General features: G+C 66.0%; 19 protein-coding genes. 7 read left to right on the plus strand and 12 right to left on the minus strand.

Translation table 11 applies throughout. The annotated features are described in order from the left end of the window. Window positions 1–3 precede the first annotated feature (3 nt). Both ACX9OW_RS18035 and ACX9OW_RS18040 read left to right on the plus strand, forming a co-directional pair. Window positions 4–930 (plus strand): MlaD family protein, encoded by a 927-nt coding sequence (locus tag ACX9OW_RS18035; protein WP_053516959.1) that lies wholly within the window; start codon window positions 4–6, stop codon window positions 928–930. Further along, window positions 927–1,568, plus strand: a complete 642-nt coding sequence (locus ACX9OW_RS18040; protein WP_065182499.1) for an ABC-type transport auxiliary lipoprotein family protein — start codon at window positions 927–929, stop codon at window positions 1,566–1,568. Before ACX9OW_RS18035 ends, ACX9OW_RS18040 begins: the two co-directional genes overlap by 4 nt. Before the next feature lie 8 nt (window positions 1,569–1,576). Here the strand turns inward: ACX9OW_RS18040 and ACX9OW_RS18045 are convergent, their stop codons facing one another. The 7 genes from ACX9OW_RS18045 to rfbB form a co-directional block, all read right to left on the minus strand. After that, window positions 1,577–2,164, minus strand: coding sequence for an alpha-ketoglutarate-dependent dioxygenase AlkB family protein (locus ACX9OW_RS18045; RefSeq protein WP_053516962.1), 588 nt, complete (start codon window positions 2,162–2,164; stop codon window positions 1,577–1,579). A gap of 48 nt (window positions 2,165–2,212) precedes the next feature. Next, window positions 2,213–2,845 (minus strand): CoA transferase subunit B, encoded by a 633-nt coding sequence (locus ACX9OW_RS18050; RefSeq protein WP_053516963.1) that lies wholly within the window; start codon window positions 2,843–2,845, stop codon window positions 2,213–2,215. 1 nt (window position 2,846) lies between these two features. Then, a complete protein-coding gene (locus ACX9OW_RS18055) occupies window positions 2,847–3,578 on the minus strand; it encodes a CoA transferase subunit A (RefSeq protein WP_053516964.1) in 732 nt (243 codons plus the stop codon). A gap of 90 nt (window positions 3,579–3,668) precedes the next feature. Further along, on the minus strand, window positions 3,669–4,568 hold the full coding sequence (gene rfbD, locus ACX9OW_RS18060) for a dTDP-4-dehydrorhamnose reductase (protein WP_459062644.1): 900 nt from the start codon (window positions 4,566–4,568) through the stop codon (window positions 3,669–3,671). Further along, window positions 4,565–5,122, minus strand: a complete 558-nt coding sequence (gene rfbC, locus ACX9OW_RS18065) for a dTDP-4-dehydrorhamnose 3,5-epimerase (protein WP_459062645.1) — start codon at window positions 5,120–5,122, stop codon at window positions 4,565–4,567. Before rfbC ends, rfbD begins: the two co-directional genes overlap by 4 nt. After that, window positions 5,119–6,006 (minus strand): glucose-1-phosphate thymidylyltransferase RfbA, encoded by an 888-nt coding sequence (rfbA, locus tag ACX9OW_RS18070; protein ID WP_197600664.1) that lies wholly within the window; start codon window positions 6,004–6,006, stop codon window positions 5,119–5,121. Before rfbA ends, rfbC begins: the two co-directional genes overlap by 4 nt. A gap of 14 nt (window positions 6,007–6,020) precedes the next feature. After that, window positions 6,021–7,076, minus strand: coding sequence for a dTDP-glucose 4,6-dehydratase (gene rfbB, locus ACX9OW_RS18075; RefSeq protein ID WP_065175347.1), 1,056 nt, complete (start codon window positions 7,074–7,076; stop codon window positions 6,021–6,023). Between the two features lie 259 nt (window positions 7,077–7,335). Here rfbB and ACX9OW_RS18080 point away from each other — a divergent pair, with 259 nt between their 5' ends. The 5 genes from ACX9OW_RS18080 (at window position 7,336) to ACX9OW_RS18100 (ending at window position 13,383) form a co-directional block, all read left to right on the plus strand. Further along, window positions 7,336–8,082 carry an electron transfer flavoprotein subunit beta/FixA family protein gene (locus ACX9OW_RS18080; protein ID WP_459062646.1) on the plus strand — a complete coding sequence of 249 codons (747 nt, stop codon included), beginning with the start codon at window positions 7,336–7,338 and terminating at the stop codon, window positions 8,080–8,082. Continuing rightward, window positions 8,082–9,023: an electron transfer flavoprotein subunit alpha/FixB family protein gene (locus ACX9OW_RS18085; RefSeq protein WP_053516971.1), complete on the plus strand. Its 942-nt coding sequence runs from the start codon at window positions 8,082–8,084 to the stop codon at window positions 9,021–9,023. Before ACX9OW_RS18080 ends, ACX9OW_RS18085 begins: the two co-directional genes overlap by 1 nt. Before the next feature lie 143 nt (window positions 9,024–9,166). Further along, window positions 9,167–10,525: a phosphohexomutase domain-containing protein gene (locus tag ACX9OW_RS18090; protein WP_053516973.1), complete on the plus strand. Its 1,359-nt coding sequence runs from the start codon at window positions 9,167–9,169 to the stop codon at window positions 10,523–10,525. 14 nt (window positions 10,526–10,539) lie between these two features. After that, window positions 10,540–11,949 carry a mannose-1-phosphate guanylyltransferase/mannose-6-phosphate isomerase gene (locus ACX9OW_RS18095; protein ID WP_065175349.1) on the plus strand — a complete coding sequence of 470 codons (1,410 nt, stop codon included), beginning with the start codon at window positions 10,540–10,542 and terminating at the stop codon, window positions 11,947–11,949. Between the two features lie 3 nt (window positions 11,950–11,952). Next, a complete protein-coding gene (locus tag ACX9OW_RS18100) occupies window positions 11,953–13,383 on the plus strand; it encodes a UbiA family prenyltransferase (protein ID WP_197572361.1) in 1,431 nt (476 codons plus the stop codon). Window positions 13,384–13,492: 109 nt separating this feature from the next. Here the strand turns inward: ACX9OW_RS18100 and ACX9OW_RS18105 are convergent, their stop codons facing one another. Genes ACX9OW_RS18105 through gmd form a run of 5 tightly spaced genes read right to left on the minus strand, consistent with a single transcriptional unit; the run spans window position 13,493 to window position 19,235 of the window. Beyond that, complete coding sequence (locus ACX9OW_RS18105; protein ID WP_111186688.1) at window positions 13,493–14,629, minus strand: glycosyltransferase family 4 protein; 1,137 nt, start codon at window positions 14,627–14,629, stop codon at window positions 13,493–13,495. 2 nt (window positions 14,630–14,631) lie between these two features. Then, entirely contained in the window at window positions 14,632–14,979 is a 348-nt protein-coding gene (locus tag ACX9OW_RS18110) for an EamA family transporter (protein ID WP_053516976.1), read from the minus strand. A gap of 31 nt (window positions 14,980–15,010) precedes the next feature. Beyond that, window positions 15,011–17,302, minus strand: a complete 2,292-nt coding sequence (locus ACX9OW_RS18115) for a hypothetical protein (RefSeq protein ID WP_459062647.1) — start codon at window positions 17,300–17,302, stop codon at window positions 15,011–15,013. Between the two features lie 24 nt (window positions 17,303–17,326). Next, a complete protein-coding gene (locus ACX9OW_RS18120) occupies window positions 17,327–18,217 on the minus strand; it encodes a GDP-mannose 4,6-dehydratase (protein WP_459062648.1) in 891 nt (296 codons plus the stop codon). Continuing rightward, window positions 18,201–19,235, minus strand: a complete 1,035-nt coding sequence (gene gmd / locus ACX9OW_RS18125; RefSeq protein WP_053516980.1) for a GDP-mannose 4,6-dehydratase — start codon at window positions 19,233–19,235, stop codon at window positions 18,201–18,203. The genes ACX9OW_RS18120 and gmd overlap by 17 nt, the downstream gene beginning before the upstream one ends. Window positions 19,236–19,237 lie beyond the last annotated feature (2 nt).

Genomic DNA, 19,237 nt, shown 5'->3' on the forward strand with positions numbered 1-19,237 from the left:
GCCATGGAAACCAAAGCCAACTACGTGCTGATCGGCGCGTTCACCCTGATCACCGGCCTGGCCCTGCTGGCCTTCGGCCTGTGGGCGGCCAAGTACTCATCCGACCGCACCTGGCAGGAATACCGCGTGGTGTTCCGCGAGGCGGTGACCGGCCTGTCGGTCGGCAGCCCGGTGCAGTACAACGGCATCGCGGTCGGCTCGATCATCGAGCTGAACCTGGTACCGGACGATCCGCGCCAGGTGGTGGCGCGCATCCGCCTGAACTCCACCACGCCGGTGAAGACCGATACCCGTGCCAAGCTGGCGATCACCAGCCTGACCGGTCCGTCGATCATCCAGCTCAGCGGCGGCACGCCGCAGTCGCCGGCACTGACCACGGTCAACAAGGACCCGGCGCCGATCATCCCGACCACGCCTTCGGCACTGCAGAACATCACCGATGTGGCCAACCGCATCGTCGAGCGCATGGACCAGATCCTCAGCGATCGCAACGTGGCGTCGATCAACGCGACCCTGGCCAACCTGGAAACCATCAGCGGCGGACTGGCCGACCGCGACCAGGGCACACAGGCGCTGCTGCTCAGCGCGCGCGATGCCGCACGCAGCCTGGACACCACGCTGAAGACCACCAACGGCACCATCGAGCGCCTCGACAGGAATCTGGTGCAGCAGCTGCCGGGCATCATCGACAAGCTCGACGCCACCCTGGTCAAGCTCGATTCGGCTGCCGGCAACGCCGATTCGATCCTTGGCGAGAACCGCGCCGCGATCAACAGCTTCGCCAATGACGGGCTCGGCCAGCTGGGCCCGACCCTGACCGAGCTGCGTGGCCTGATCCGCGACCTGCGCCGGGTCAGCGACCGCCTCGAGAACAACCCCGCGCGCTATCTGCTCGGCCGCGATGCCCCGAAGGAGTTCGAACCCAAATGAGCCCGATCCTCTTCCCGCGCCTGCTGCTGCCAGGCCTGGCCCTGGCGCTGCTGTCGGGCTGCTCGATCCTCGGCAGCGGCGACAAGAATCCCGTCACCCTGTACTCGCCTGCCGTGCAGGTGAAGGTCGATCCCAGCTGGCCCCAGGTCGCCTGGCAGCTGGTGCTGGCCAAACCCAGCGCGGCGCGCATGGTCGACAGCCCGCGCATCAACGTGCGTCCCACGCCGTCGGAGCTGGAGATCTACAGGGGTGCCAGCTGGGCCCAGCCGGCCACCGACATGATCGAGGACACGCTGCTGCGCGGTTTCGAGGACTCCGGCCGCATCAACGGCGTGGCCCGCACCGCCGCCGGTATCCGCGCCGATTACAAGCTGTCCACGGACATCCGTCGTTTCGAATCGGACTACCAGGGCCAGACCACGCCGACGGTGGTGATCGAACTCAATGCCAAGCTGATCCACGTGGCCGACCAGCGCGTGGTCGCTGATCGCACCTTCCGTCAGGCGCAGCCCGTTGGCAGTACCGATGTGCCGGCGGTTGCGGCGGCGTTCGAACGTGGCCTGCAGCAGATCGCGCAGGACGTGGTCGGCTGGACGCTGGTCAGTGGGCAGAACGACAGCGCCGCAGCACCGCGCTGATCCCTCGCTCAGCGCGGCGTGATCCAACGGAATGTCAGGTTGATCCGCTCGCCCTGGGCCCGCGCCATCTTCGGCAACGCGTGCTGATAGAAGCGCTGGGTGCTGCCGGCCATCAACAGCAGATCGCCATGGCCCAGCAGGAACTCCGCCTTGCGTGCCGGCTCGTCGCGCCGTCGCAGCAGGAAACGCCGCGCCGCACCCAGGCTCAGTGAAGCGATCACCGGCGCCGGTCCCAGTTCGGGTTCGTCGTCGCTGTGCCAGCCCATGTAATCGCCACCATCGCGGTATCGATTGAGCAGCACGCTGTTGAACCGGCCGATACCCTCTTCCTGCAATCGCACGCGCAGCGCCTGCAATGCCGGCAGCCAGGGCCGCGGGACGAACTCGGCGCCGGAATACCGGTAGCGCGCCTGCGGATCGCCGATCCAACTGCTCAGCCGCGGCGAATCCACCCAGTGACCAAACATCCGGATGCGGTGCACATCCCAGGCCACCTGTTCGCCCAGTGTCCGCTGCAGCGCATCCGCCCGATCCGGCAGCAGCCAGCCCGGAACATGACGGACGTCGGCATCGGGCAGCTCGTGTGGAAACAGCATCGGGATCGCCAGGCAGTGTCGGGGCGGCACGAGGCCGCCCCGCCGGACTCAGGCACGCCGGAACGGCACGCCGGTCTTTTCCTTCAGTTCGTCCTCGCCAACCCCCGGCGCGGTCTCCACCAGCACCAGACCGGCATCGGTCACGTCGAACACAGCCAGATCGGTGATGATGCGGTCGACCACGCCCACGCCGGTCAACGGCAGCGTGCATTCGGCCAGCACCTTGTGCTCGCCGTTCTTCGCGGTGTGCTCCATCAGCACCACCACGCGCTGCACGCCGGCCACCAGGTCCATCGCGCCGCCCATGCCCTTGACCATCTTGCCGGGCACCATCCAGTTCGCCAGATCGCCCTTGTCGGTCACCTGCATCGCGCCAAGAATGGCCAGATTGATGTGGCCGCCACGGATCATGGCGAAACTGTCATGGCTGCCGAAGTAGCTGGCACCGGCGCGCGCGGTCACGGTCTGCTTGCCGGCGTTGATCAGGTCGGCATCGACCTCGGCTTCGGTCGGGAACGGGCCGATGCCAAGCAGGCCGTTCTCGGATTGCAGCCACACGTCCACGCCCTCGGGAATGTGGTTGGCGACCAGGGTCGGCAGGCCAATGCCCAGGTTCACATAGGCACCGTCGGTCAGTTCACGGGCGGCGCGGGCCGCCATCTCATCGCGGGTCCACGCCATGTCAGTTGCCCTCCGCACGCACGGTGCGCTGCTCGATTCGCTTTTCAGGATGCGCGTTGTGCACGATGCGATGCACATAGATCCCCGGCAGATGCACCTGGTCCGGATCGATCGCACCGACCGGCACCACCTCTTCCACTTCGGCGATGCACACCTTGCCGGCCATCGCGCAGGCAGGATTGAAATTGCGCGCGGTCTTGCGGAACACCAGGTTGCCGGCTTCGTCGGCCTTCCACGCCTTCACCAGGGCAACGTCGGCACGCAGCGCGGTTTCCAGCACATAGTGCCTGCCGTCGAATTCGCGGGTCTCCTTGCCTTCGGCCACCACCGTGCCGTAGCCGGTGGCAGTGAAGAAGGCAGGAATTCCGGCGCCGCCGGCACGCAGGCGCTCGGCCAGGGTGCCCTGTGGATTGAATTCCAGCTCCAGCTCACCGGCCAGGAACTGGCGCTCGAACTCCTTGTTCTCGCCCACGTACGACGAAATCATCCTGCTGATCTGGCGTGTTTCCAGCAGTTGGCCCAGGCCGAAGCCATCGACGCCGGCGTTGTTGGAGATCACGGTCAGGCCCTTGACTCCACTGTCGCGCAAGGCTGCGATCAGTGCCTCGGGTATGCCACACAGGCCGAAGCCGCCGACGGCCAGCGTCTGGCCATCGGCGACCACGCCCTCCAGCGCCTGGGCCGCGCTGGCATAGCGCTTGCTGCGCTTGCCGCCGGTATTGGACTTGTCCATCGCTTTGCTGTCCCACACGGTAAGGATGCCCGCATTCTAGCGGCACACCCGCATCCGGCTGGGATGCGCCGCAGCAATTGCGGCGTGCCCTCAGCCGCGCGCGATCGCGGCCATGACCTGCTTCAGGCCGTCCTGCCACGGCGGCAGCACGATGCCCAGCGCCTGCTGCAGGGCGCTGTTGTCCAGCACCGACCAGGCCGGCCGCCGCGCCGGGGTCGGATACTCGGCACCCGGAATCGCTTCAACCACCGGCACCCTGTGCAGGACACCGGTTGCCAGCGCTTCGGCGAAGATCGCTTCAGCGAAGCCGTGCCAGCTGGTCTGGCCACTGGCGGTGAGGTGCCAGGTACCGGAGAGCGCGGCAGGATGCTGCAGCGCGAGCGCGGTGACATCGGCGATCAGCGCAGCCGGCGTCGGCGTGCCGATCTGGTCGGCCACCACACGCAGATGGTCGCGCTCTGCGGCCAGGCGCAGCATCGTGCGCAGGAAGTTCGCGCCGTGCTCGGCATACACCCATGCGGTACGGAAGATCAGGTGGCGGCCACCGGCAGCGCGCACGGCGTCTTCGCCATCGCGCTTGCTGGTGCCATACACACCCAGCGGCGCCGTCGGCTCGTCCTCGCGATAGGGCGCGGAACCTTCGCCGTCGAACACGTAGTCGGTGGAGTAATGCACGAACGGCACGCCCTGCGCCTGGCACCAGCGCGCGATCACGCCCGGGGCCTGCGCATTGGCGGCGAAGGCGGCCTCGATGTCCTGCTCGGCGCGATCCACGGCGGTATAGGCCGCCGCATTGACCACCACCGATGGTTGCACGCGATCCAGCAGCGCCGGCAGGCTCCCGGGCTGGCCGAAGTCCGCCGTCTCGCAGGGGCTGCCATCAGGCAGCTGGCCACTGCGGGTGGTGGCGACCACCGGCCCCAACGGCGCCAGCGCGCGCAGCAGCTCCTGGCCGAGCTGGCCGTTGCCGCCGAGCACGAGAACCGTCATGGCGCGAAGACCGGCAGACGTTCCTCGGCGATGTCCTTCAGGAACGGCGCATGTTCGTCCTTGGGCGAGAGCGTCGGCGCGCCCACCGGCCAGTCCACTGCGATGTCCGCGTCGTTCCAGCGCACTCCGGCATCGGCTTCCTTCACGTACACATCGGTGCACAGGTAGTGGAACAGCGCGGTGTCGGACAGCACGGCAAATCCGTGCGCGAAGCCTTCCGGAATCCAGTACTGGCGCTTGTTCTGCGCGCTCAGCACCACTGCTTCCCACTGGCCGAAGGTGGGCGATCCGCGGCGGATATCGACGGCCACGTCGTACACCTCGCCTTCCAGCACGCTCACCAGCTTGCCCTGCGGTCGCGGCCACTGGTAATGCAGGCCGCGCAGCACGCCCTTGCTCGATGAGGAGACATTGCTCTGCACGAAGCGGTCGGGCAGGCCCAGCTGGCCGAATCGCGCCGCATTCCAACCTTCGAAGAAGAAGCCGCGCTCGTCACCGAACACCGCCGGTTCAATCACCACACATCCCGGCAACCGGGTTTCAATCACTTTCACGGAACCACTCCACGCAATGCAAGTGTGTGCAGGTACTGGCCGTAGCCATTCTTGATCAACGGAGCGGCCAGCGCTTCCAGCTGCTCGGCATTGATCCAGCCCTGCCCGAACGCCACTTCTTCCGGACAGCAGACCTGCAGGCCCTGGCGCGTCTGGATGGTCTCGATGAAGTTGGACGCTTCCAGCAGCGACTGGTGAGTGCCGGTATCCAGCCATGCATAGCCACGCCCCAGCGCCTCCAGATGCAGGCTGCCCGCACCGAGATAGCGCTGGTTGAGATCGGTGATTTCCAGCTCGCCGCGCGGCGAAGGCCTCAGCTCGGCCGCATAATCGCTGGCGTTGCCATCATAGAAATACAGGCCGGTGACCGCGTAGTTGGAACGCGGGTTCTCCGGCTTTTCGACCAGGCCGACAACCCGGCCGTCCTTGTCGAATTCGGCCACGCCGTAACGCTCGGGATCGTTGACCCAGTAGCCGAACACGGTCGCGCCATCGGTGCGGGCGTCGGCCCGCCGGAGCACGTCGCGCAGGCCGTGGCCATGGAAGATGTTGTCGCCGAGGACCAGGCAGCTGGGCTTGCCGGCGACGAACTCGCGGCCGATCAGATACGCCTGCGCCAGCCCATCCGGACTGGGCTGCACGGCGTACTGGATGTCCATGCCCCACTGCGAGCCATCACCCAGCAGCTGCTGGAACAGGGCCTGCTCATGCGGGGTGTTGATGATCAGCACTTCCCGGATGCCGGCCAGCATCAGCACGCTGAGCGGGTAGTAGATCATCGGCTTGTCGTACACGGGCAACAGCTGCTTGCTGACGCCCTTGGTGATCGGATACAGCCGGGTGCCGGTTCCGCCGGCGAGGATGATGCCCTTGCGCTGGGTCATGACGTCTCCTGGGTTCAGGCCGTAGTGCCGATGCGCTGCAGGCGGTAGCTGCCGTCAAGCACGCCCTCGACCCAGTCCTGGTTCTCCAGGTACCAGTCAACAGTGAAGGCGATGCCCTGCTCGAATGTGTGCGCCGGCTGCCAGCCCAGTTCGTTCTTCAGCTTGCTGGCATCGATCGCATAGCGACGGTCATGGCCGGGGCGATCGGCCACATGGGTGATCTGGCTGCTGCGCGGCTGCCCGTCAGCGCGCGGACGGCGCTGGTCCAGCAGGGCGCAGATCGCATGCACCACCTCGATGTTCTGCCGTTCCGAATTGCCGCCCACATTGTAGGTCTCGCCCACCCGGCCCTTGGCCAGCACGGTGCGGATCGCCTCGCAGTGATCTGACACGAACAGCCAGTCACGCACCTGCCTGCCGTCGCCGTACACCGGCAGCGGTTCGCCGGCCAGCGCCTTGGCGATCACCAGCGGGATGAGCTTTTCCGGGAAGTGGTAGGGGCCGTAGTTGTTGGAGCAGTTGGTGGTCAGCACCGGCAGCCCGTAGGTGTGGTGGAACGCACGCACCAGGTGATCGGACGCGGCCTTGGACGCCGAGTACGGCGAGTTCGGCGCGTACGGGGTGGTCTCGCTGAACGCGCCGGTCTCGCCCAGCGTGCCGTACACCTCGTCGGTGGACACATGCAGGAAGCGGAACGCTGCGCCGCGCTCGGCCGGCAACGCCTTCCAGTAGTCGCGCACCGCTTCGAGCAGGCCCAGGGTCCCCACCACATTGGTCTGGATGAAGGCCCCGGGGCCATCGATGGAGCGGTCGACGTGGCTCTCGGCTGCGAAGTTCAGCACCGCATCGGGCTGATGCTCGGCGAGCAGGCGGGCGACCCGCTCACGGTCGCCGATGTCCCCGTGCACGAACACATGGTCCGGATTACCTTCCAGGCTGGACAGCGTCTGCAGGTTGCCGGCGTAGGTCAGTGCATCGAGATTGACGACCTTGACGCCACGGGCCACGGCCTCGAGGACGAAATTGCCGCCAATGAACCCGGCGCCGCCGGTGACAATCCAAGTTGGCACTACCCGTTACTCCTGTTCGATCAAGGCTCCCGCGCCGCCTGGCAGTCGGGTGCAGCGCAGCAGGATACATCGGGCCCACCTTTACCACTGCCTCTGACGGGTGAACAGAGCCCCTTCCCTGAGAGAGCATTAGTGCGCCGCAGCACAACCATACGCATTCGCATGGTTGCCCCAAGCCAGCTAGAATCGGGATCCCACCCCCGAACCGGTTGCTGTCAGGACCGGACGTTCTCCCTGTTACTGAAGGACCCCGTACCAGATGAAAATCCTCGTCGCATACAAGCGCGTGGTGGACTACAACGTCCGCATTCAGGTCAAGCCGGACGGTTCCGGCGTGGTCACCGACGGCGTCAAGCTGTCTCCCAATCCTTTCGATGAAATCGCCCTGGAAGAAGCCCTGCGCCTGCGCGACAAGGGCATCGCCACGGAGGTGGTGGTGGCCACCATCGCCCCGGCCGACGCCCAGGCGCATCTGCGCAACGGCCTGGCCATGGGCGCCAACCGTGCCGTGCACGTGGTCACCGACCAGGCCATCCAGCCGCTGACCGCCGCGCGCACCCTGCTCAAGCTGGTCGAGAAGGAGCAGCCGGACCTGGTGATCCTCGGCAAGCAGGCCATCGACGATGATGCCAACCAGACCGGGCAGATGCTGGCCACGCTCTGGGGCCGCCCGCAGGCGACCTTCGCCAGCAAGCTGGACATCGCCGATGGCAAGGCCACGGTGACCCGTGAGGTCGACGCCGGCCTGGAAACACTGGAAGTGGATCTGCCGGCGGTCGTCACCACCGACCTGCGCCTGAACGAGCCGCGCTTCATCAAGCTGCCGGACATCATGAAGGCCAAGGCCAAGCCGCTGGAAACCCTGCAGCTGGCCGACCTCGGCGTTGAAGCCGCCGACACCTTCAAGACCACCCTGTACGCTGCGCCGTCCAAGCGCAGCAAGGGTGTAATGGTCAAGGACGCGGCCGAACTGGTGGCCGCACTCAAGCAGAAGGGGTTGCTGTAATGAGCAAGATTCTCGTCATCGCCGAGCACCACGACGGCAAGCTCAACGCCGCCACCGCCAAGACCGTCAGCGCCGCCGCTGCCATCAGCGGTGCCAGCATCGACGTGCTGGTGCTGGCCGCCGATCCGACGGCCGTCGCCGCCGAGGCCGCCAGGATCGCCGGCGTCGCCAAGGTCCTGACCGTGGCCAACGCCGCCAACGCACAGGCCCTGGCCCAGGTGCTGGCGCCGCAGATCGCACAGCTGGCCAAGGGCTACAGCCACGTGTTCGGCCCGTCCACCACCTTCGGCAAGGACCTGATGCCGTGCGTGGCCGCCCTGCTGGGTGTCAACCAGGTCTCCGACCTGATGGCCGTGGAAGGCAGCCACACCTTCAAGCGCCCGATCTACGCCGGCAACGCCATCATCACTGTGGAAGCCCCGGCCGACCAGGTCGTGGTCGCCACCGTGCGTGCCGCGTCGTGGCCGGAAGCCGCGCAGGGCGGCAGCGCTGCCATCGAAGCGGCCAGCGTGGAAGCGGCACTGCCGACCCACACCCGTTTCGTCGGCCTGGCCGCCGGTGCCAGCGACCGTCCGGACCTGCAGAGCGCCAAGCGCGTGGTCTCCGGTGGCCGTGGTGTCGGCTCGGAAGAGAACTTCAAGGTCGTCTTCCAGCTGGCCGACAAGCTCGGTGCCGCCGTCGGCGCCTCGCGCGCCGCCGTCGATGCCGGCTACGTGCCCAGCGACCTGCAGGTCGGCCAGACCGGCAAGATCATCGCGCCGGAGCTGTACGTGGCCGTCGGCATCAGCGGTGCGATCCAGCACCTGACCGGCATCAAGGATGCCGGCACGATCGTGGCGATTAACAAGGACGGCGATGCGCCGATCTTCGAGATTGCCGATATCGGCCTGGTCGGGGATCTGTTCACGATCCTGCCGGAACTCGAGGCCGCGCTGGGCTGAGCGCCCGCCCGGGGTGCCGCGTAATCAACAGGTTACGCGGCATTCCCTTCCTTCTGGGGCCCGCAGGGACGCTGGCCTGGCTCACCCGTCCTTGCAGTGCCTGTCGCTATAATCCGGGGTCAACCCGTGTAAGGACTGCATTGATGACGCTCCCGTGTTTCAAGGCCTATGACATCCGTGGCCGCGTTCCGGATGAACTGGATGAACGCCTTGCCCGCCGCATCGGCGCCGGCACTGCCGCGTTGCTGGGCCCGGGACCGGTGGTGGTGGGACACGATATCCGCCTGAGCAGCCCTGCCCTCCTGCAGGCCGCCATCGAAGGCCTGACCGCCAGCGGCCGCGATGTCATCGATATCGGCATGTGCGGTACCGAGGAGGTCTATTTCCAGACCTTCCACCGCAAGGCCGCCGGCGGCATCATGGTCACCGCCAGCCACAACCCGATGGACTACAACGGGATGAAGCTGGTGCGCGAGGAGTCCAAGCCGATCAGCGGCGATACCGGCCTGTTCGACATCCGCGACTTCGCCGCCTCGGAGGCGCCGCTGGGAACCGGCCAGGGCGAGGTCCGCCAGGACACCGACAAGTCCGCCTACATCCAGCACCTGCTGGGCTACGTCGACGTGGCCGGCCTGAAGCCGCTGAAGATCGTCACCAACCCCGGCAACGGTGGCGCTGGCCTGGTGATCGACGAACTGGCGCCGCACCTGCCGTTCGAGTTCATCCGCATCCAGCACGAGGCCGATGGCAGTTTCCCGAATGGCATCCCCAATCCGCTGCTGCCGGAGAACCGTGCGGCAACGCGCGATGCCGTGCGCGCGCACGGTGCCGATTTCGGCATCGCCTGGGACGGCGATTTCGATCGCTGCTTCTTCTTCGACGCCGACGGCAACTTCATCGAGGGCTACTACCTGGTCGGGCTGCTGGCGACGGCACTGCTGGCCCGCCAGGCGGGCGGCAAGATCATCCACGACCCGCGCCTGACCTGGAACACCGTGGAAATGGTCGAGCAGGCCGGCGGCGTGCCGATCATGAGCAAGACCGGGCATGCGTTCATCAAGGAGCGCATGCGTGCCGAAGATGCCATCTACGGCGGCGAGATGAGCGCCCACCATTACTTCCGCGAGTTCGCCTACTGCGACTCGGGCATGATCCCGTGGCTGCTGATCGCGCAGCTGGTTTCCACGACCGGCAAGTCACTGGGCGAGCTGGTGGCCGATCGCATGAAGGCCTATCCGTGCAGCGGCGAGATCAACTTCCGTGTCGATGATGCCAAGGCGACCGTGGCGCGCGTGCTGGCGCATTTCCAGCAACAGCAGCCGGTACTGGACCATACCGATGGCGTCAGTGCGGATTTCGCCGACTGGCGCTTCAACCTGCGTAGCTCCAACACCGAGCCGCTGCTGCGCCTGAACATCGAAACCCGTGGCGATGACGCCCTGCTGCGCGAACGCATCGCCGAGCTGACCGCCCTGATCGGCGGCACGCCGGCAAACCATTAACCGAAGGACGCACCATGAATCCCATCGTTCCCGTCATTCTTTCCGGCGGCTCTGGCACGCGTCTGTGGCCGCTGTCGCGCGAAGCGTATCCGAAGCAGTTCCTGCCGCTGGTCGGCAACGACACGATGCTGCAGGCGACCTGGAAGCGCGTTGCGTCGATTGCCGGCGCGGCACCGATCGTAGTCGCCAACCAGGAACACCGTTTCATGGCGGCCGAGCAGCTGCGCGAATGCAAGGTGCTGCCGCAGGCGCTGATCCTCGAGCCGGTCGGCCGCAACACCGCGCCGGCGATCGCCATCGCCGCGCTGCAGGCACTGTCGGCCGGCGATGACGCGCTGCTGCTGGTGCTGCCGTCGGACCACGTGGTCCGCAACGAGGCGGCGTTCCATGCCGCGGTCAAGCAGGCCGCCGTCGCGGCCGAATCCGGCAAGCTGGTCACCTTCGGCATCGTGCCGACGGCGCCGGAGACCGGCTACGGCTACATCAAGGCCGCCACGGGTGAAGGCGTGCGTGCCGTCGACCGCTTCGTCGAGAAGCCCGACCTGGCTACCGCCGAACAGTACGTGGCATCCGGCGAGTACTTCTGGAACAGCGGCATGTTCCTGTTCAAGGCCTCGCGCTACCTGAAGGAACTGGAGACGCTGCAGCCGGCGATCCTCGCCGCCTGCCGCAATGCGCTCGACAAGGCCGCACGCGACAACGACTTCATCCGCCTCGACGCCGAGGCCTTCGCTGCCAGCCCGAACGACTCGATCGACTACGCGGTGATGGAAAAGACCGCCGATGCCGCCGTGGTACCGCTCGACGCGGAATGGAATGACGTCGGCTCGTGGTCGGCATTGTGGGAAGTGTCCGACAAGGATGCCGACGGCAACGCCTGCCATGGCGATGTCATCGCCCTGGACTGCAAGGACAGCTATGCCTATGGCAACCGCCTGATCGCGATGGTCGGCCTGCAGGACGTGGTGGTCGTGGAGACCGACGACGCCGTGTTCGTCGGCCACAAGGACCGCGTGCAGGACGTCAAGGAGATTGTCGGCCGGATCAAGCGCGAGGGCCGCAGTGAAGCTGCCGCGCACCGCAAGGTGTACCGTCCGTGGGGCGCCTACGATTCCATCGACAACGGCGACCGCTTCCAGGTCAAGCGCATCACCGTCAAGCCGGGCGCGACCCTGAGCCTGCAGATGCATCACCACCGCGCCGAGCACTGGATCGTGGTCAGCGGCACGGCCGAGGTGACCCGGGGCGACGAGGTCATCCTGCTGTCGGAAAACCAGAGCACGTACATCCCGCTGGGTGTCACCCATCGCCTGAAAAACCCGGGCAAGCTGCCGCTGGAGTTGATCGAAGTGCAGTCGGGCAGCTACCTGGGCGAGGACGATATCGTTCGTTTCGAAGACCAGTACGGCCGCGCGGGAGGCTGATCGGTGAGTGCTTCGGGTGCCGGCCGTTCGAGGCCGTTGTGTGTTGATCTGGACGGCACCCTGCTGCGCAGTGACCTGTTGTACGAGACCTTCCTGAGGATGCTGGCACGGCAGCCCTGGATGCTGTTCGTGCTGCCGTTCTGGCTGCTGCGTGGCAAGGCGCACCTGAAGCACCAGCTGGCGGTGCACGGTGCCGGCGATCCGGCACTGCTGCCGTACGACCCGCGCGTGGTCGAACTGCTGCGGACCAGCAGTGATCGCAGGCGGGTCCTGTGCACGGCATCGGACGCGGCACTGGTGGAGCCGATCGCGCGCCATCTGGGCGTGTTCGACGACGTGTTCTGCAGCGATGGACACACCAATCTTGCCGGCCATCGCAAGGCCGATCTGCTGGTGGAGCAGTTCGGCGAGCGCGGTTTCGACTACATGGGCAACGCGCGGGTCGATCTGGCCATCTGGAAGCACGCGCATTCGGCCTGGGTGGTCAACGCCAGTGCCGGTGTCGCCCGCGCTGCGGCGCACTGTTCGGAGCTTGCCGCCCACTGGCCCCGCGAAGGCGGCGGCCCACGCGCCTGGCTCAAGGCGATGCGTGTCCACCAGTGGCTGAAGAACGTGCTGGTATTCGTGCCATTGCTGGCGAGTCATCGTTTCCTGGAGCTGGAGACCACGCTCAACGCGGTGCTGGCGTTCATCGCCTTCGGGCTGTGCGCATCCGGCGTGTATCTGTTCAATGATCTGCTGGACCTCGACTCGGACCGGCAGCATCCGCGCAAGCGCAAGCGCCCGTTCGCCTGTGGCCGGCTGGATCTGCGTTCGGGGCTGCTGGCCACGCCGGTACTGACCCTGGCCGGCTTCCTGCTGGCGGCCATTGTCGCCCCTGCATTCCTGCTGGTACTGGCCATCTATTTCTGCCTCACCCTGGCCTATTCGCTGCGGATGAAGCAGGTGGTGATGATCGATGTGGTGATGCTGGCCGCGCTCTACACCATCCGCATCGTCGGCGGTGCCGCGGCAATCGACGTCACGCTTTCGTTCTGGCTGCTGACCTTCTCGATGTTCATCTTCCTCAGCCTGGCCATGCTCAAGCGCTACACCGAACTGCGCATGACGCTGGCCAGCGGCAAGGAGAAGCCCAGCGGGCGTGGCTACCACGTCGAGGACCTGGGACTGGTACAGGCCCTGGGTACCGCGTCGGGCATGGCGTCGGTACTCGTGCTGTGCCTGTACATCAACGCGCCGGAAAGCCAGGAGCTCTACGGGCATCCGCTGTTCCTGTGGCTGCTGTGCCCGGTCCTGCTCTACTGGATCTGCCGCACCTGGCTGCTGGCCCACCGTGGACAGATGCACGACGACCCGGTCGTGTTCGCAGTGAAGGATCCCGGCAGCCTGATCACGGTGCTGGTGGGTGGCCTGTCGGTACTGGCGGCGATCTGACTCAGGCACATCACGGCTGCGCCACCGGCGCGCAGCCCGTCATTCAAGCGCGGGGAATGACGGTGCCATCGCTGCCCGCAGGCAGCGGTGGCAACCCGGCCAGGTCGGATCAGGCCGGACGCTCGGGTCCGGTGCGATCGAGCAGCATGGCTTCCTGCAGATCGTAGAAGCGCCGCAGCGGATAGGCCTGCAGTGCCTGTGCCCGTACCTCGGCACGGCTTGCCGCATCGCGGCTGGCCATCAGGCGCAGCATCGCTGCCGCCAGTGCCGGTGCATCGCCGACCGGCACCACCTCGCCATTGCCGGTGTTCTGCACGATGGTGCGCACGCCCGGCAGGTTCGACGCGATCACCCGTGAACCACTGAGCATCGCCTCCAGCTGCACCATGCCGAACGCTTCATAGCGGTTGACGCTGGGCAGTACCAGCACATCAAGCTGCGCATAGAACGCCTGCAGTTCCTGTTCGCTGACGCGACCGCGCACGTCGACCGCATCCCCCAGCGCGGCGATGCTGCCGTGGATGGCATCCATGATGCCGCCGCCGGCGATGTTGTGGGTATCCCCGACCAGCACCAGGCGGACACGGTCGCCATGCAGGGCATGGACCTGGCTGAAGGCCTCCAGCAGGACGGGCAGGCCTTTCTCGGCGACGAAGCGGCCCACGAAACCAAAGCGGAACACCCCGTCGGTACTCGCCGGGCGATCCTGCCAGGGCATCGCCTTCATCGGCGCCAGCACTTCATGCTGCTTGTGACGGATACCGGACAACCAGGCCGATGAGCTCGCGTAATCGTGGGTGAGCACCCCGACATCACGGGCGCGCCGCGTGGCCAGCCAGCAGGACACACGGGTGACGTTCACCGCCAGCCGGTCCAGCAGTCCACCCACCACGGCCATGTCGCACTGGTAGTTCACCACCAGCTTGCGGGCAGGAACCAGCAATGACAGCAGGCCCGATTCCAGCATCGGCATATGCAGGTTGACCACATCATGCTGCCGCGCCAGTCGGCGGAACCAGGTGATGAACTTCCAGCTCAGGACGCCTTTGTGCATGCGGGCGAACACCGGTGCGCGCACCACGCGCACGCCGTTGATGGTCTCTTCCACCGGCAGGGATGCATCGTGCTGGGTGGTGAGCACGGTGACCTCGTGGCGATGGGACAGGTCCTCGGCAAGCATCCGCGCGAATTCAGTCACCCCGCTCATGTAGGGCGTGTAGTAGGTCAGGACGATCAGGATCTTCATGCTCAGCTCGCGCTCACAAGTACCACGCCCAGCACGATCAGGCCGATGCCGGCCATGCGCAGTGGGCCGATGTGCTCGCCCAGGAACAGCACGGCAAGCACCGGTGTCACCACGTAGGTCAGGGCGATCATCGGCTGCAGCTTGGTCAGTGGCATGTACTTGAGCAGCACCACCCACGACACCAGCGGGATCATCTGCAGGATGAAGCCGGTCACCAGTGGCAGGTTGAACGCAGACGACAGCATGGGCAGGAGGCCATCGGAATAGGTGACACGCCCTGCCCCGACCTTCAGCAGGACGGTTCCACAGGCGCCGAGGATGACCAGGCCGAAGACGATCAGGAGTTGCATGGGAATTCCAATGTCGACTGGAGAATGGGGCTCAACGCATCGCTGCTGCCGCACCGGCCGCAGCTGATCCACAGTGGACCTGCGCAGAAGACACCGCTGCGAACAGCGGCCGCGGGTCCACGGAAGTGCCGAGTGACTCCGGTGAAACGATCGGCCAGTCCGGTGTGACCTCCACTCGGGACCAGCCCGCGGGCAGATCGAGGGTGACAGTGGTGGCATCCGCTGGAGCCAGCGTACTGACAACACGTCCCTGGACGCTGACCTTCAGCATGCCGTCATGGGGTACGGCATGGAAGCTCTGGCTGACGACCAGCTGCGGACGGGGGCATCCGGCAGGCGCCCACACTTCCAGGCTGTACGGCCCGGCGCTCCAGCAATGCGTGGGCTCGCAGGCGTGCCAGCCATCGCCGGACAGCACGATGCCCACCTGCCCGTCGCGCAGGTCGACAAGGTCGTAGACACCTGGCACGACCACCGTCGCTGGCAACTGGGGGTTGAACACCGATGCGTGTCCGGCGTCGGTCAATCGCACCAGCCAGTCGGGAGATTGGCTGCCGCGGAAGGAGTCGCGCCTGACGGATTCGCTATGTGCCGGAATCGATCCATCGCCACGGCTGCTCAACCGCGCCACGCCGCCTCGCAGGTGCGTGCCGATGGTCACATAGTCCTGCTTGATGTAGCGGCCGATGTCGAACACTGCAGAAGCATCGATCACCACCTCATCGCCGGGCACGACATGCGCCAGGCCCGCTGTGAAATCACGCGGCAGCGCACGCTCGGGCGCGCGCAGCCTCAGCGCCTCTGCTGAGTCGAGGAGAAAGCTGACCGTCAGCACCGGAACTGCCAGCAGTGCGACCATCGCCAGCGCATTCTGCTGCGATTCCAGGTTCGGCTTCGGCGACGGAGAACGAAGCAGCGTATCCAGGAGCATCGCGCCCAGTGCTCCGGTCCAGATCGCACCGAGCATCTGCACGACCTTATGTTCGCCGTACTGATAGCCGGTGCGCTCCAGGTAGATCACCAGCGCCAGGCTGAACGCAGCAAGCAGCGCTGCGGGCACCCATCGATCCTTGCGCAGGGACAGGACGATGGTGATCGCAGCCAGCAACAGACCCAGCCCACGGTGCAGCGGCGCCACCAGCTGCTGTCCATCCATCTGGATCCCTGCGAACGGAGCCGCCAGCCAGTTCGCGGGCGGTGCATTCATGTACCAGACCCGCCATTCGCCAGCCTGCACGATCTGGCCGATCGTCGTCAGTGAATGATGGATTTCCCGCAACAGCAGGTTCGATCCCAGCACCACAAGCGCAATCGAGATGGCGCCTCCCACGATGGCCCAGCTGGGGCGCCTGAGGCGGACGGCGTCGCCGATTACACCGGCGGCCACCACAACGCATGCGTAGACCAGGGCTTCGCCGTAAAGATGGGTGGCAATGGCCGCCCCCAGACCCAGCACAGTCGCCTTCAACGCGGGCGACGCACAGGGCACGAATGCGAGCAGCGCCAGCATCACAAGCGGCGCGCCGGCGAATGCGGTACCGATGTTTCCATTGGCGACGGAGCCGACGATACCGGTGCACAGCCCCATCAGCATCACCGAAGCGAGGATGACACCGTATCTCCAGACCCGGGCCAGACGCGTGGGTTCGGTGCCGGAGCCCCGCCACCACAGCAGCGGCAGCAGACCTGCCAGCAGCGGTATCCCGGACAACCCGAGGGCAGCGCGCGCGGCGTTGGGAGAAAGGCCTTCGATCACTCCGGGCAGCAGGGACATCAGGGTATAGCTGCCGCTGCGCGACACCGCACACCCCTCACCGACCAGCATGACTCCGGCCCTGCAATCGCCGAGCCCGAATGTGGATGCCACGAGCGCCTGGGGAACCATCAACGGGTGTTCGACGGCCCATGCTCCGCCGGCGAAGAAGTAGACCATGTCGTTGCCATCGCCCTGCAGGAACCACGTTCCATGCGCGGCGAACAGCTTCAACCACACCAGGGCCAGCGCGGTGGAAGACAGGCCAGCAATGACCAGCAGCGGCAGCTGTTGCAGGAAACGCGGGCGGTCACGCAGGAATAGCAGCCCCTGCAGCGCGATGGCGACGAGTGCGAGAGCGCCCCAGGCGGCTTTCCCGGAAAGCCAGAGGTTGGCATTGAGCAGCAGCAGCAACGCAGCTGAAAGACCCAGCGCCAGCCGCCAGCCCATCAGGTGCCCGGCCGGGGCAGCACTCCTCGCGTCCGCTGGCCACAGCCCGGCGATGCCGCCGCCCGCTGCCGCGATTGCCGTTCCTGCGGCTGCCACGGCAACGGCAACTTCAATCAGCATGCGTGTCTCCCGCGGTATCCGGCGTCAGCCCTGGTACATCCAACGAAGCGTCTCGCCCAGATCGAAGTCCGGCAATGAGCCGACCGCGGCCCGCAGCTTGCCGTTGTCACCACGCAGCGACTTGACCTCGTTGGCGCGGACGAAGGCGGGATTCACTTTCACTTCGATGTCGCGGCCGGAGATGCCACGCATGCGTTCGATGACCTCATGCAGCGAATGCTCCTGGCCGGAGCAGACGTTGTAGGTCTGGCCATTGCCCGGTAGTGCCAGCAGGCCTTCGTAGGCAGCGGCCACGCCCCGCACGTCATTGAAATCGCGCGAGACATCGGTGTTGCCCAGCTCGATCACATCGGCACCGCGGCGGAAGTGCGCCACGATCTTCGGAATCAGGAACTTCTCGTCCTGGCCCACGCCGGTGTAGTTGAATGGACGCACCAGGGTCAGCGGAAGCTGATCGATCCACAGCGCCGCCATGGCCTCCATCGCCATCTTGCTGACCGCGTAGTCGTTCTGCGGCGAAAGCGGCGCCTGCTCGTCGAGCACGCCGGACGCGTTGCCGTAGACATTGGCACTGCTGGCCAGCAGTACATTGCTCGGCGCCTCGTCCAGAGACGCCAGCGCTTCCAGCAGATTGCGCGTACCCACCACGTTGACCCGGTAGATCTCGTCGGCATCACCGTGGGCGACGAACGAGATCGCAGCCAGATGGACCACGCGCTGCGGACGCACTCTGGCGACGTGCTGCTTGAGCGCAGCACGGTCGAGCAGATTGACCGACGTTGCGGTGTCGCCGGAATGCAGATCATGCACATCGCAACCGGCAGCACGCAGGCGCTCGATCACGTAGCGCCCGGTGAACCCGGACGCCCCCGTGACCAGCACGCGCTGGCCTGACAACTCAGAACGAGAAGCCACGCTCGTTCCTCTTGAGGTCAGCCTCGACCATCATCTGGCACAGCTGTTCCAGGCTGGTCTGCGGCTTCCAGCCAAGGATGCGCTCGGCCTTTTCCGGGTTGCCGATCAGCAGATCGACTTCGGCCGGGCGGTGGAACTTCGGATTGATGCGCATCACGGTCTTGCCGGTGGCGGTGTCCACCGCGACTTCGTCCACGTCCTTGCCCTTGAACTCGACATCGATGCCGGCGCCCTTGAACGCCATCGCCACGAAGTCGCGCACGGTCTCGGTACGGTTGGTGGCCAGCACGAAGGTGTCCGGCTGCTCGGCCTGCAGCATGCGCCACATGCCTTCCACGTATTCCTTGGCGAAGCCCCAGTCACGCTTGGCGTCCAGGTTGCCCAGTTCCAGGACGTCCAGCTGGCCCAGCTTGATCTTGGCAACCGAGTCGGTGATCTTGCGGGTCACGAACTCGCGCCCGCGCAGCGGGCTTTCGTGGTTGAACAGGATGCCGCTGGAACCGAAGATGTCGTAGCTCTCGCGGTAGTTGACGGTGATCCAGTGCGCGTAGAGCTTGGCCACGCCGTACGGGCTGCGCGGGTAGAACGGGGTGTCCTCCACCTGCGGCACGGCCTGCACCTTGCCGAACATTTCCGAGGTCGACGCCTGGTAGAAGCGGATCTTCGGATTGACCAGGCGGATCGCTTCCAGCAGGTTCAGTGCACCCACACCGGTGATCTGCGCGGTGGTAGTCGGCTGGTCGAAGCTGACGCCGACGAAGCTCTGTGCGGCCAGGTTGTAGATCTCGTCCGGCTGGATCTTCTGCACCATCGCCAGCGACGTGCCGAGGTCGGTCAGGTCGTACTCCACCAGGTGCAGGTTCGGGTGGTTGGTCACGCCCAGCTCATCCAGGCGCCAGAAATTCACCGAGCTGGTGCGGCGGTAGGTGCCGTGCACTTCATAGCCCTTCTCCAGCAACAGCTGCGTGAGATAGGCGCCGTCCTGACCCGTGATGCCTGTGATGATTGCCTTCTTCATGT

The sequence above is a fragment of the Stenotrophomonas genospecies 5 genome (genome assembly GCF_054473825.1).